Genomic DNA, 12,577 nt, shown 5'->3' with positions numbered 1-12,577 from the left:
GCCGGCCGCCTCCCCCAGTGGGGAAAAGCGACCGGCCTTTTTACTGGGCCGACCAGTGTACGTCCGGTCCGCTGAACGTGCGCTGAATTAACCGGGGCGCTTGGTCATCGGGCGTTGAAGTACTTGGCTTCGGGGTGGTGGATGACGATGGCGTCGGTGGACTGCTCCGGGTGGAGCTGGAACTCCTCGGAGAGGTGGACGCCGATCCGCTCCGGTTCGAGCAGCTCGGCGATCTTGGCCCGGTCCTCGAGATCGGGGCAGGCGCCGTACCCGAGCGAGAAGCGCGCGCCGCGGTACTTGAGCGCGAACATGTCCTCCACGTCGGAGGGGTCCTCGCCTGCGAAGCCGAGCTCGGAACGCACCCGGGCGTGCCAGTACTCGGCGAGCGCCTCGGCCAACTGGACGGACAGGCCGTGCAGTTCGAGGTAGTCGCGGTAGGAGTTGGCCTCGAACAGCTTGGCCGTCTCCTCGCCGATCCGGGAGCCGACGGTGACGACCTGGAGGCCGACCACGTCCACCTCGCCGGACTCCTCGGGGCGGAAGAAGTCCGCGAGGCACAGGCGGCGGCCGCGGCGCTGGCGCGGGAAGGTGAAGCGGGTGCGCTCGCTGCCGTCGTCGTTGAGGAGGATCAGGTCGTCGCCCTTGGACACGCAGGGGAAGTAGCCGTGCACGACGGCCGCCTCCAGGAGGCCCTCGGTGTGCAGCTTGTCGAGCCAGCCGCGCAGGTGGGGGCGGCCCTCGGTCTCCACCAGCTCCTCGTACGTCGGTCCGCCCTTGCGGGCTTCCTTGAGGCCCCACTGGCCCTTGAACAGGGCGCCCTCGTCGAGCCAGGACGCGTACTCCTTGAGCGGGATGCCCTTGACGACGCGGGTCCCCCAGAACGGCGGGGTGGGCACCGGGTTGTCGGTGGCCACGTCCGAGCGCACCGAACCCTCCGGCTCCTCGGTCACTTCCAGGACCGGAGTGTCCCGCTTGGGCACCCGGCGCTGCTTGAGCTCGGGCAGGACCACGCCGGGCACGCCGCGCTTGACGCCGATCAGGGCGTCCATGAGCCGCAGGCCCTCGAACGCGTCGCGGGCGTAGCGGACTTCGCCCTCGTAGATCTCGTGCAGGTCCTGCTCGACGTAGGCGCGGGTGAGGGCTGCGCCGCCGAGGATGACGGGGTACTCGGCCGCCAGCTTGCGCTGGTTCAGCTCCTCCAGGTTCTCCTTCATGATCACGGTGGACTTGACCAGGAGGCCGGACATGCCGATCACGTCGGCGCGGTGCTCCTCGGCGGCTTCCAGGATCGCGGAGACCGGCTGCTTGATGCCGAGGTTGACGACGTTGTAGCCGTTGTTGGACAGGATGATGTCGACGAGGTTCTTGCCGATGTCGTGGACGTCGCCGCGCACGGTGGCCAGCACGATCGTGCCCTTGCCCTCCGCGTCCGACTTCTCCATGTGCGGCTCCAGATGGGCCACCGCCGCCTTCATCACCTCGGCGGACTGGAGCACGAACGGCAGCTGCATCTGGCCGGAGCCGAACAGTTCGCCGACCACCTTCATGCCGGCGAGCAGGGTGTTGTTCACGATGTCCAGGGCGGGCGTGTCCTGGAGCGCCTCGTCGAGGTCGGCCTCCAGGCCGTTCTTCTCGCCGTCGATGATGCGGCGCTGGAGCCGCTCGTCCAGGGGCAGCGCGAGCAGCTCCTCGGCCTTGCCCGCCTTCATCGACTTCATGTTGACGCCCTCGAACAGCTCCATGAGCCGCTGGAGGGGGTCGTAGCCTTCGGCGCGCCGGTCGTAGATCAGGTCCAGGGCGACCTTGACCTGCTCCTCCTCCAGGCGGGCGATGGGGAGGATCTTGGAGGCGTGCACGATCGCGGAGTCGAGGCCGGCCTTGACGCACTCGTCGAGGAAGACGGAGTTGAGGACGACGCGGGCGGCCGGGTTGAGGCCGAAGGAGATGTTGGACAGGCCGAGGGTGGTCTGCACGTCGGGCCGGCGGCGCTTGAGTTCGCGGATCGCCTCGATGGTGGCGATGCCGTCCTTGCGGGACTCCTCCTGGCCGGTGCAGATGGTGAACGTGAGGGTGTCGATGAGGATGTCCGCCTCGTGCACCCCCCAGTTGCCGGTCAGGTCCTCGATGAGGCGCTCGGCGATGGCGACCTTGGTCTCGACGGTGCGGGCCTGGCCCTCCTCGTCGATGGTGAGCGCGATCAGCGCGGCGCCGTGCTCGGCCGCCAGCTGGGTGACCTTCACGAAGCGCGACTCGGGTCCGTCGCCGTCCTCGTAGTTGACGGAGTTGATGACCGCACGGCCGCCGAGCTTCTCCAACCCGGCCCGCAGGACCGGGAGTTCGGTGGAGTCCAGGACGATGGGCAGGGTGGAGGCGGTCGCGAAGCGGCCGGCCAGCTCGGCCATGTCCGCCACGCCGTCACGGCCGACATAGTCCACGCACAGGTCGAGCATGTGGGCGCCCTCGCGGATCTGGTCGCGCGCCATCTCCACGCAGTCGTCCCAGCGGGCCTCCAGCATGGCCTCGCGGAACTTCTTCGACCCGTTGGCGTTGGTCCGCTCGCCGATCGCCATGTACGCGGTGTCCTGGCGGAACGGCACCGTCTGGTAGAGCGAGGCGGCGCCCGGCTCGGGGCGCGGACTGCGCTCCCCGGGGGCGGTGCCGCGCACCCGCTCCACGACCTGGCGCAGGTGCTCCGGCGTCGTACCGCAGCACCCGCCCACCAGGGAGAGGCCGTAGTCGCGGACGAAGTTCTCCTGCGCGTCCGCGAGGCCCTCGGGGCCGAGCGGGAAGTGGGCGCCGTCGCGGGTCAGGACGGGCAGGCCGGCGTTGGGCATGCAGAGCAGCGGGATGCGGGAGTGCCGGGTCAGGTAGCGCAGGTGCTCGCTCATCTCGGCGGGGCCGGTCGAGCAGTTCAGGCCGATCATGTCGATGCCGAGCGGTTCGAGCGCGGTCAGCGCGGCGCCGATCTCGGAGCCGAGCAGCATCGTGCCGGTCGTCTCGAAGGCGAGCGAGACGACCAGGGGCAGGTCGGTCCCGGTCGCCTCCATGGCGCGGCGGGCTCCGAGCACGGCCGACTTCGTCTGGAGCAGATCCTGGGTGGTCTCGACGATCAGGGCGTCCGCGCCGCCCGCGAGCAGGCCCTCGGCGTTGGCCTGGAAGCCGTCGCGCAGCGTCTTGTAGTCGATGTGCCCGAGGGTCGGCAGCTTCGTGCCGGGGCCGATGGAGCCGAGCACCCAGCGCTGCTGTCCGGTCGACGCGGTGAACTCGTCGGCGACCTCGCGGGCGATCCGGGCGCCGGACTCCGACAGTTCGAAGACCCGCTCGGGGATGTCGTACTCGCTCATCGCGGTGTGGTTGGCGCCGAAGGTGTTGGTCTCCACGCAGTCCACACCGACCGCGAAGTACGCCTCGTGGACCGAGCGCACGATGTCGGGCCGGGTCGCGTTGAGGACCTCGTTGCAGCCTTCGAGGTCCTGGAAGTCCTCCAGGGTGGGATCCTGCGCCTGCAGCATGGTTCCCATCGCACCGTCCGCCACCACCACCCGGGTGGCGAGGGCCTCACGGAGGGCGTCGATACGGGTCCGGCTGTCAGCGGAAGGGGTCGGCAACGAGGCCATGGATTTACTCCCTGGAGTGCGACGGCTGTCGGCTTTGCGCCCTCCGGTGGGAGGGCACACGCGGCCAGCCTAACCGGGCGGTGCCCGGCCGCGCGCGGGTGTATCAGGGGGCGGACGCGGAGGATGGGGCCGCGCACAGCCATCCTGAAGGGGCCGGGGGGTGACTGTCACGGTGACACGAGGTCGGCAACGGCCGATACTGTTCAGCATTGTCGAACCAGTCATGTCAGAGCCGGCCGCGTCAGGGGCGACAGCCGGTTCAGCAGTGCCCGAAAGGGAGGGAGCGCGATGGCGCGCAACATCCAGTCGCTCGAACGGGCGGCCGCCATGCTGCGGCTGCTCGCGGGCGGCGAGCGACGGCTCGGCCTGTCCGACGTGGCCTCCTCGCTGGGCCTCGCCAAGGGCACCGCGCACGGCATCCTGCGCACGCTGCAGGCCGAGGGCTTCGTGGAGCAGGACCCGGCGTCGGGCCGCTACCAGCTGGGCGCCGAGCTGCTGCGCCTGGGCAACAGCTATCTGGACGTCCACGAGCTGCGGGCCCGCGCCCTGGTGTGGACCGACGACCTGGCGCGGTCCAGCGGCGAGAGCGTGTACGTGGGGGTGCTCCACCAGCAGGGCGTGCTGATCATGCACCACGTCTTCCGGCCCGACGACAGCCGCCAGGTGCTGGAGGTGGGGGCCATGCAGCCGCTGCACTCCACGGCCCTGGGCAAGGTGCTCTCCGCGTACGACCCGGTGGCGCACACCGAGGCCGTGGACAAGGTGCACGAGGCGTTCACGCCCGGCACCGTCACCTCGGCCGACGGTTTCGAGGAGCTGCTCGCGCTGACCCGGGCGCGCGGCTGGGGCTCCGACATCGAGGAGACCTGGGTGGGCGTCGCCTCGGTGGCCGCCCCCATCCACGACCGGCGCAGGATGCCGGTCGGCGCGGTGGGCGTCACGGGAGCCGTGGAGCGCGTCTGCAAGGAGGGCGAGGTGCGGCCCGACCTGGTGGCCGCGGTGCGCGACTGTGCCCGCGCGGTCTCGCGGGACCTGGGCGCCGGCCGCTTCTAGCGCCTCCCCGCCCGGCCCACGGGCCCTGTTCGGGGCCCTCGCGAGGGCTTCGAGTTGCCCCCGGGCCCGGGTCGGCGTTTGGTGGTTCGTACCACCTGGTAACGATCGGGATTCCCGCCACATAAGTATTGACGCGCAGTTAACCCGAGGGCAAAACTGCCGTTCAACGGTCGGCATTGTCGAACACCTACCGGCAATACGAGTTAGAGTGTGACAACGCCATGGGCCGGCAGTCCTCAGCACGAGGGCGCGGAACACCGGAGGAACCCGGTGCTCTGCCTGTTGGGGTTTCCCCCTGGACGAAGGACAAAGGAGTCGCGGATGTCCAGCCACGACATCTTCATCGGCGAGACCATCGGTACCGCCATACTGATCCTGCTGGGCGGTGGCGTCTGCGCCGCCGTCACCCTGAAGCGTTCCAAGGCGCGCAACGCCGGCTGGCTCGCGATCACCTTCGGGTGGGGCTTCGCGGTCCTGACCGGTGCCTACATCTCGGCCCCGCTCTCGGGCGCCCACCTCAACCCCGCGGTGACCCTGGGTCTCGCGATCGAGGGCGGCACCAAGTGGAGCGACGTCCCCGTGTACCTCGGCGGACAGATCCTCGGCGCCATGATCGGCGCGGTGCTGGTGTGGCTCGCCTACTACGGCCAGTTCCACGCCCACCTGACCGACCCCGAGATCGTGGGTGAGGCGGAGGGCAAGTCCGTCGAGGCCCGCGAGAGCGCGGCCGGCCCGGTGCTCGGCGTCTTCTCGACCGGCCCGGAAATCCGCAACGTGGTCCAGAACGTGGTCACGGAGGTCATCGCCACCATCGTGCTGGTCCTGGCCATCCTGACCCAGGGCCTCAACGGCGACGGCAAGGGTCTCGGCGTCATCGGTGTCCTGATCACCGCGCTCGTCGTGGTCGCGATCGGCCTCTCGATCGGCGGTCCGACCGGCTACGCCATCAACCCGGTCCGTGACCTCGGTCCGCGCATCGTGCACTCCCTGCTGCCGCTGCCCAACAAGGGCGGCTCGGACTGGAGCTACGCGTGGATCCCGGTCGTCGGCCCGCTGATCGGCGGAGCGATCGCCGGCGGCATCTACAACATCGCCTTCGCCTGACGAGACACGACGCGACGACCCCCTTCGGACTTCCGGGAGCACCCATGAGCGACATCCACTCCACCGGCCCGTTCATCGCGGCCATCGACCAGGGCACCACCTCCAGCCGCTGCATCGTCTTCGACAAGGACGGCCGGATCGTCTCGGTCGAGCAGAAGGAACACGAGCAGATCTTCCCGAAGCCGGGCTGGGTCGAGCACGACGCCAACGAGATCTGGGCCAACGTCCAGGAGGTCGTGGCCGGGGCGGTCGAGAAGGCGGGCATCACCTCCGCCGACGTCAAGGCGATCGGCATCACCAACCAGCGCGAGACCACGCTGATGTGGGACAAGACCACCGGCGAGCCCGTGCACAACGCGCTCGTCTGGCAGGACACCCGCACCGACGCGCTCTGCCGCGAGCTCGGCCGCAACGTGGGCCAGGACCGCTTCCGCCGCCAGACCGGCCTGCCGCTCGCCTCCTACTTCGCGGGGCCGAAGGTCCGCTGGCTGCTCGACAATGTCGAGGGGCTGCGCGAGCGCGCCGAGCGCGGCGACATCCTCTTCGGCACCATGGACTCCTGGGTCATCTGGAACCTGACCGGCGGCACCGACGGCGGCGTGCACGTCACCGACGTCACCAACGCCTCTCGCACGCTCCTGATGAACCTGCACGACATGGCGTGGGACGACAAGATCCTTCAGTCCATGGACATCCCGGCGACCGTACTGCCCGAGATCCGCTCCTCCGCCGAGGTGTACGGGCACGCCAAGGGCGGCGTCCTCGACGGCATCCCCGTCGCCTCCGCGCTCGGCGACCAGCAGGCGGCGCTGTTCGGCCAGACCTGTTTCTCCGAGGGCGAGGCCAAGTCCACCTACGGCACCGGCACCTTCATGCTGATGAACACCGGTGACAAGCCCGTCAACTCCTACAACGGCCTGCTCACCACCGTCGGCTACCAGATCGGCGACCAGAAGCCGGTCTACGCCCTCGAAGGGTCCATCGCCGTCACCGGCTCGCTCGTCCAGTGGATGCGCGACCAGATGGGCATGATCAAGACCGCGGCCGAGATCGAGACGCTCGCGTCCTCCGTCGAGGACAACGGCGGCGCCTACTTCGTGCCGGCCTTCTCCGGCCTGTTCGCCCCGTACTGGCGCCCGGACGCCCGTGGCGTGATCGCCGGCCTGACCCGGTACGTCACCAAGGCGCACATCGCGCGCGCCGTCCTGGAGGCCACCGCCTGGCAGACCCGCGAGATCAGCGACGCCATGACGAAGGACTCGGGCGTCGAGCTGACCGCGCTGAAGGTCGACGGCGGCATGACCTCCAACAACTTGCTGATGCAGACCCTCTCGGACTTCCTGGACGCGCCGGTCGTGCGCCCCATGGTCGCCGAGACGACCTGCCTCGGCGCCGCCTACGCCGCCGGCCTCGCCGTCGGCTTCTGGCCGGACACCGACGCGCTGCGCGCCAACTGGCGCCGGGCGGCGGAATGGACCCCTCGCATGGATGCCGACAGGCGTGACAGCGAGTACAAGAACTGGCTCAAGGCCGTCGAGCGGACCATGGGCTGGATCGAGGACGAGGAGTAATTCGACATGACCACCCTGCAGAGCGTCCCTGCCCTCGGGACGCACCCGGCTTCCGGCTCCACCGTGTCTTCCTTCAAGGCGGTGAGCCGCGCCGAGACCCGGGAGCAACTGTCCAAGGCGACGTACGACCTCCTGGTCATCGGCGGCGGCATCCTGGGCATCTCCACCGCCTGGCACGCCGCGCAGTCCGGTCTGCGGGTGGCTCTGGTGGACGCCGGTGACTTCGCCGGCGCCACCTCCTCCGCCTCCTCCAAGCTGCTCCACGGCGGTCTGCGCTACCTGCAGACCGGCGCGGTGAAGCTGGTCGCGGAGAACCACTTCGAGCGGCGTGCGGTGTCCCGTCAGGTGGCCCCGCACCTCGCCAACCCGCTCACGTTCTACCTGCCCGTGTACAAGGGCGGCCCGCACGGCGCCGCCAAGCTGGGTGCCGGCGTCTTCGCCTACTCGGCGCTGTCCGCCTTCGGCGACGGCGTCGGCCACCTGCTCTCCCCCGCGAAGGCCGCGGCGGACGTGCCGGAGCTGCGTACGGACAACCTGAAGGCCGTGGCCGTGTACGGCGACGACCAGATGAACGACGCCCGCATGGCCCTGATGACCGTGCGCGCCGCCGTCGAGGCCGGCGCGGTCGTGCTCAACCATGCCGAGGTCACGGGCCTGCGCTTCACCAAGGGCCGGGTCACGGGCGCCGACCTCAAGGACCGCATGGACGGCGAGGAGTTCGGCGTCGACGCCCGCCTGGTCCTCAACGCGACCGGCCCCTGGGTCGACCACCTGCGCAAGATGGAGGACCCGGCATCGGCGCCCTCCATACGCCTGTCCAAGGGCGCGCACCTGGTCCTCAAGCGGACCGCCCCCTGGAAAGCGGCGCTGGCGACCCCGATCGACAAGTACCGCATCACGTTCGCGCTGCCGTGGGAGGACATGCTCCTGCTCGGCACCACGGACGAGGAGTTCGAGGGCGACCCGGCGGACGTCCGTGTCACCGAGGCGGACACCGCGCAGATCCTGGACGAGGCCGCGTTCTCGATCCGCGACCAGCAGCTGTCCCGCGACCTGATCACCTACTCCTTCGCGGGACTTCGCGTCCTGCCCGGCGGGCCCGGCGACACCTCGAAGGCCAAGCGTGAGACGGTCGTCACCGAGGGCCGCGGCGGCATGCTGTCGGTGGCCGGCGGCAAGTGGACGACGTTCCGCCACATCGGCCGTACGGTCATGAAGAAGCTGGAGCAGCTGCCGGGCCACCCGCTCGGCAACGACTTCGAGCCCATCTCCGAGCTCCCCGGCAAGATGCCGCTGCCCGGCATCGCCAACCCGCGCGCCGTCGCCCACCGCCTGATGGTGGACGCCCAGGCGCCCGGCGCGAGCATGGCGGCCGACACCGCCAAGCACCTGGCCACGCACTACGGTTCGCTGTCCTTCGACATCGCCCGCCTGGCCGGCGAGGACGCGGCGCTCGCCGAGCGCATCCACCCGGACGCCCCCGAGATCTGGGCGCAGGTGGCCTACGCACGCGACCACGAGTGGGCCGAGACGGCCGACGACGTACTGCGCCGCCGTACGACCCTGACGATCCGGGGTCTTGCCACGGACGAGATCCGCGGCAAGGTCGACGACCTGCTGAGGGCCAAGGACTGACACACCGTCAGTACCGCGCCGAGCGGCGGCTCCAGGGGCGGTTCCCACGCGCGGGGAACCGCCCCTGCGGCGTGGCCGACGGTGCGGAACGCGGACGGGCCGGCGGCACGGAGCGCGCACAATGGGGCCGATACATCCCCTGCGCGGAGGTCGCCCCATGGCTGTCACCGACGAGGCCATCGAGAAGATCAAGGACATGATCCTCTCCGGTGCGCTGCGTCCGGGCGACCGGCTTCCCCGGGAGAGCGAACTCGCCGCGGAACTCGGCCTGTCCCGCAACTCGCTGCGCGAAGCGGTCCGTGCGCTGTCCCTGATCCGCGTCCTGGACGTCCGGCAGGGCGACGGCACCTACGTCACGAGTCTCGATCCCCGGCTCCTGCTGGGGGCGATGAGCTTCGTCGTCGACATCCACCGCGACGACACGGCCCTGGAGTTCCTCGCGGTGCGCCGCGTCTTGGAGCCGGCCGCCACGGCGATGGCGGCGGCGCACATCACCGAGCCCCAACTCGACGCGCTGGCATCGGGGTTGGATGCGCTGGGCGGGTCGCCGGCGGTGGCGGAGCTGGCCGCGGCCGACCTCGCGTTCCACCGGGACATCGCGGCCGCGTCGGGGAACTCGGTGCTGTGCTGCCTCCTGGACGGCCTGTCGGGTCCCGCCACCCGGGCGCGGATCTGGCGGGGTCTGGCCGAGGAGGAGGCGGTGGGCCGCACGCTGGGTGAGCACCGGGCGATCCTGTCCGCTCTGCGGGACCGGGACGCGGAAGCCGCGCGGAGCTGGGCGACGGTGCACATCGCGGGTGTGGAGACGTGGCTGAGGTCGCGGCGGTAGCCCCCGCGGACACGGCCGAGCGACAGCCCCACGGACACGGGCCGAGCGGTAACCCCGCGTACACGGACCGTGCGGGGCCGGTCGCCCGGTCCCCGGCACCTCCCGGCAGGGCGGATCCGTCCTTTTCGCGGCCGTGGGGCCGTGCACGGGGGCTGCGGCGGGGTAGGTCTGAAGCCGTAAGGTTGGGACGTACACAAGGAACTTCTGAGGGAGGCACTGGGTGATCGAGCTGGAGGGCGTTCCCGAGCTGGTCGACCCGGTCATGATCGCCGCGTTCGAGGGCTGGAACGACGCGGGCGACGCCGCCTCCTCCGCGGTCGCGCACCTGGACACGGTGTGGAAGGGCGAGGTCTTCGCCGCGCTGGACGCCGAGGACTACTACGACTTCCAGGTCAACCGGCCCACCGTGTGGCTGGACGGCGGGGTCCGCAAGATCACATGGCCCACCACCCGGCTCTCCGTCGTCCGCGTCGGCGGCGACAAGCCGCGCGACCTGGTGCTGGTGCGCGGCATCGAGCCGTCGATGCGCTGGCGCTCGTTCTGCAACGAGATCCTGGGCTTCGCCCATGAGCTGGGCGTGGAGATGGTGGTGGTCCTGGGCGCGCTGCTCGGCGACACCCCGCACACCCGTCCGGTGCCGGTGAGCGGCGTGACCAGCGACCCGGATCTGGCACGGACCATGGATCTGGAGGAGACCCGCTACGAGGGACCGACGGGCATCGTCGGCATCCTTCAGGAGGCGTGCACCCATGCGGGCGTGCCCGCGGTGAGCCTGTGGGCCGCGGTGCCGCACTACGTGTCGCAGCCGCCGAACCCGAAGGCCACGCTCGCCCTGCTCAACCGCCTGGAAGACCTGATCGACCTCAGGATTCCGCTCGGTGAGCTCGCCGAGGACGCCCGTGCCTGGCAGCTCGGCGTCGACCAACTGGCCGCCGAGGACAGCGAGGTGGCGGAGTACGTGCAGACCCTGGAGGAGGCGCGGGACACCGCGGATCTCCCGGAGGCGTCCGGCGAGGCCATCGCCCGGGAGTTCGAGCGCTACCTCAGGCGGCGCGACGGCGGTCCCGGTCCCGGCGGACAGGGCGCCGCCGGCAGTCACGCCACCGAGGGTGACGGCTCGTACCTGAGGGACACCTCCAGCGGGCGCACCCGGCCGCCGAAGCCGCCGAAGACGGACGACCCCGGCGAGGAGTCCCCCGAGGAGTAGCACCGCCCCCGTGCTCGGGCCCCGGTTCGCGTTGCGGTGCCCGCTCGTGCGCGGGAAGGTCGAAGGACCCGCGCCTTCAGGAGGTGTCGTACGACATGGCCATCGCCACCGTGAGTCCGGCTACCGGTGAGACGCTCAAGAGCTTCGGGGCCATGGGGCCCGAGGAGGTCGAGCGGCGGCTCGCGACGGCCGGGACCGCCTTCGCGGCGTACCGCACGACCGCGTTCGGGGAGCGGGCGCGGCTCGCGCTGAGGGCGGCCGACCTCCTCGACGGCGACCGGGACGACATCGCTCGCACCATGACCCTGGAGATGGGCAAGCCGGTCGTGGCGGCTCGCGCCGAGGCCGCGAAGTGCGCGAAGGCGCTGCGCTGGTACGCCGAGCACGCCGAGGCCCTGCTCGCCGACGAGGAGCCGGCCGAGGACGACGTCCGCGACTCCGGCGCCGAGCGGGCCCGGGTCCACTACCGGCCGCTCGGCGTGGTCCTCGCCGTGATGCCGTGGAACTTCCCGCTGTGGCAGGTCGTGCGGTTCGCGGCGCCCGCGCTGATGGCGGGCAACGTGGCCCTGCTCAAGCACGCCTCGAACGTGCCGCAGACGGCGCTGTACCTGGAGGATCTGTTCCGCAGGGCCGGTTTTCCCGACGGGTGCTTCCAGACGCTCCTGATCGGCTCCGACGGTGTCGAGAAGGTGCTGCGCGACCGGCGGGTGGCGGCGGCCACACTGACGGGCAGCGAGCCCGCCGGCCGTTCGGTCGCGGCGATCTGCGGTGACGAGATCAAGAAGACGGTGCTCGAACTCGGCGGCAGCGACCCCTATCTGGTGCTCGCGTCCGCGGACGTCGAGCGCGCGGCGCGGACCGCGGTGACGGCCCGCACGCAGAACAACGGGCAGTCCTGCATCGCCGCGAAGCGCTTCATCGTGCACGACGAGGTGTACGACGCCTTCGCGGAGCAATTCACCGCCGGGATGCGGGCGTTGACGGTCGGCGATCCGCTCGACGAGGGCACCGACATCGGCCCGCTCGCCAGCGAACAGGGCCGGAGCGACCTGGAGGAGCTGGTCGAGGACGCCCTGCGCAAGGGGGCGACCGCGCTGTGCGGCGGCGGCCGCCCGGAGGGCGTCGACGCGGGCTGGTTCTATCTGCCGACCGTCCTTGCCGGCGTCACCGCGGACATGCGGATCCACCATGAGGAGACGTTCGGCCCGGTCGCCACGCTGTACCGGGTGCGGGACCTCGGCGAGGCGCTGTCGATCGCCAACGACACGCCGTTCGGGCTGAGTTCCAATGTCTGGACCCGCGACGGCACGGAGGTGGACCGCTGCGTCCGCGACCTTCAGGCGGGCGGCGTGTTCTTCAACGGGATGACCGCCTCCCACCCGGCCCTGCCGTTCGGCGGGGTCAAGCGCTCGGGGTACGGCCGCGAGCTCTCCGGCCACGGCATCCGCGAGTTCTGCAACGCGACGACGGTGTGGCACGGGGCGGAGCCGTCGGACTCCTGACGGCCGGGCATCCGCGGGGCGCCGGGCGGCCATGCTCCCGCCCGGCGCCCCTAGGTGTG

The 12,577-nt window shown here is 70.8% G+C and carries 8 protein-coding genes; 7 read left to right on the top strand and 1 reads right to left on the bottom strand.

Annotated features, from left to right (window positions below; genetic code table 11):
* Window positions 1-104 precede the first annotated feature (104 nt).
* Complete coding sequence (gene metH, locus OG432_RS28535) at window positions 105-3,617, bottom strand: methionine synthase (protein WP_328313829.1); 3,513 nt, start codon at window positions 3,615-3,617, stop codon at window positions 105-107.
* Between the two features lie 288 nt (window positions 3,618-3,905).
* Between metH and OG432_RS28530 the strand changes: the two genes are divergently transcribed.
* From OG432_RS28530 to OG432_RS28500, 7 genes are all read left to right on the top strand, one after another.
* Window positions 3,906-4,670, top strand: coding sequence for an IclR family transcriptional regulator (locus OG432_RS28530; RefSeq protein ID WP_328313828.1), 765 nt, complete (start codon window positions 3,906-3,908; stop codon window positions 4,668-4,670).
* Window positions 4,671-4,991: 321 nt separating this feature from the next.
* Window positions 4,992-5,774, top strand: coding sequence for an MIP/aquaporin family protein (locus tag OG432_RS28525; RefSeq protein ID WP_328313827.1), 783 nt, complete (start codon window positions 4,992-4,994; stop codon window positions 5,772-5,774).
* Window positions 5,775-5,818: 44 nt separating this feature from the next.
* On the top strand, window positions 5,819-7,345 hold the full coding sequence (glpK, locus tag OG432_RS28520) for a glycerol kinase GlpK (protein ID WP_328313826.1): 1,527 nt from the start codon (window positions 5,819-5,821) through the stop codon (window positions 7,343-7,345).
* Between the two features lie 6 nt (window positions 7,346-7,351).
* Window positions 7,352-8,980, top strand: coding sequence for a glycerol-3-phosphate dehydrogenase/oxidase (locus OG432_RS28515; protein WP_328313825.1), 1,629 nt, complete (start codon window positions 7,352-7,354; stop codon window positions 8,978-8,980).
* A gap of 157 nt (window positions 8,981-9,137) precedes the next feature.
* Window positions 9,138-9,809 (top strand): FadR/GntR family transcriptional regulator, encoded by a 672-nt coding sequence (locus tag OG432_RS28510; protein ID WP_328313824.1) that lies wholly within the window; start codon window positions 9,138-9,140, stop codon window positions 9,807-9,809.
* Between the two features lie 220 nt (window positions 9,810-10,029).
* Window positions 10,030-11,016, top strand: a complete 987-nt coding sequence (locus tag OG432_RS28505; RefSeq protein WP_267054096.1) for a PAC2 family protein — start codon at window positions 10,030-10,032, stop codon at window positions 11,014-11,016.
* 95 nt (window positions 11,017-11,111) lie between these two features.
* Window positions 11,112-12,518: an NADP-dependent succinic semialdehyde dehydrogenase gene (locus OG432_RS28500; protein ID WP_328313823.1), complete on the top strand. Its 1,407-nt coding sequence runs from the start codon at window positions 11,112-11,114 to the stop codon at window positions 12,516-12,518.
* Window positions 12,519-12,577: the final 59 nt, after the last annotated feature.

This window comes from Streptomyces sp. NBC_00442 (genome assembly GCF_036014195.1).
GTDB lineage: Bacteria > Actinomycetota > Actinomycetes > Streptomycetales > Streptomycetaceae > Streptomyces.
Note: the sequence above shows the minus strand (reverse complement) of the source record. Positions and strands in the feature narration are given on the sequence as shown.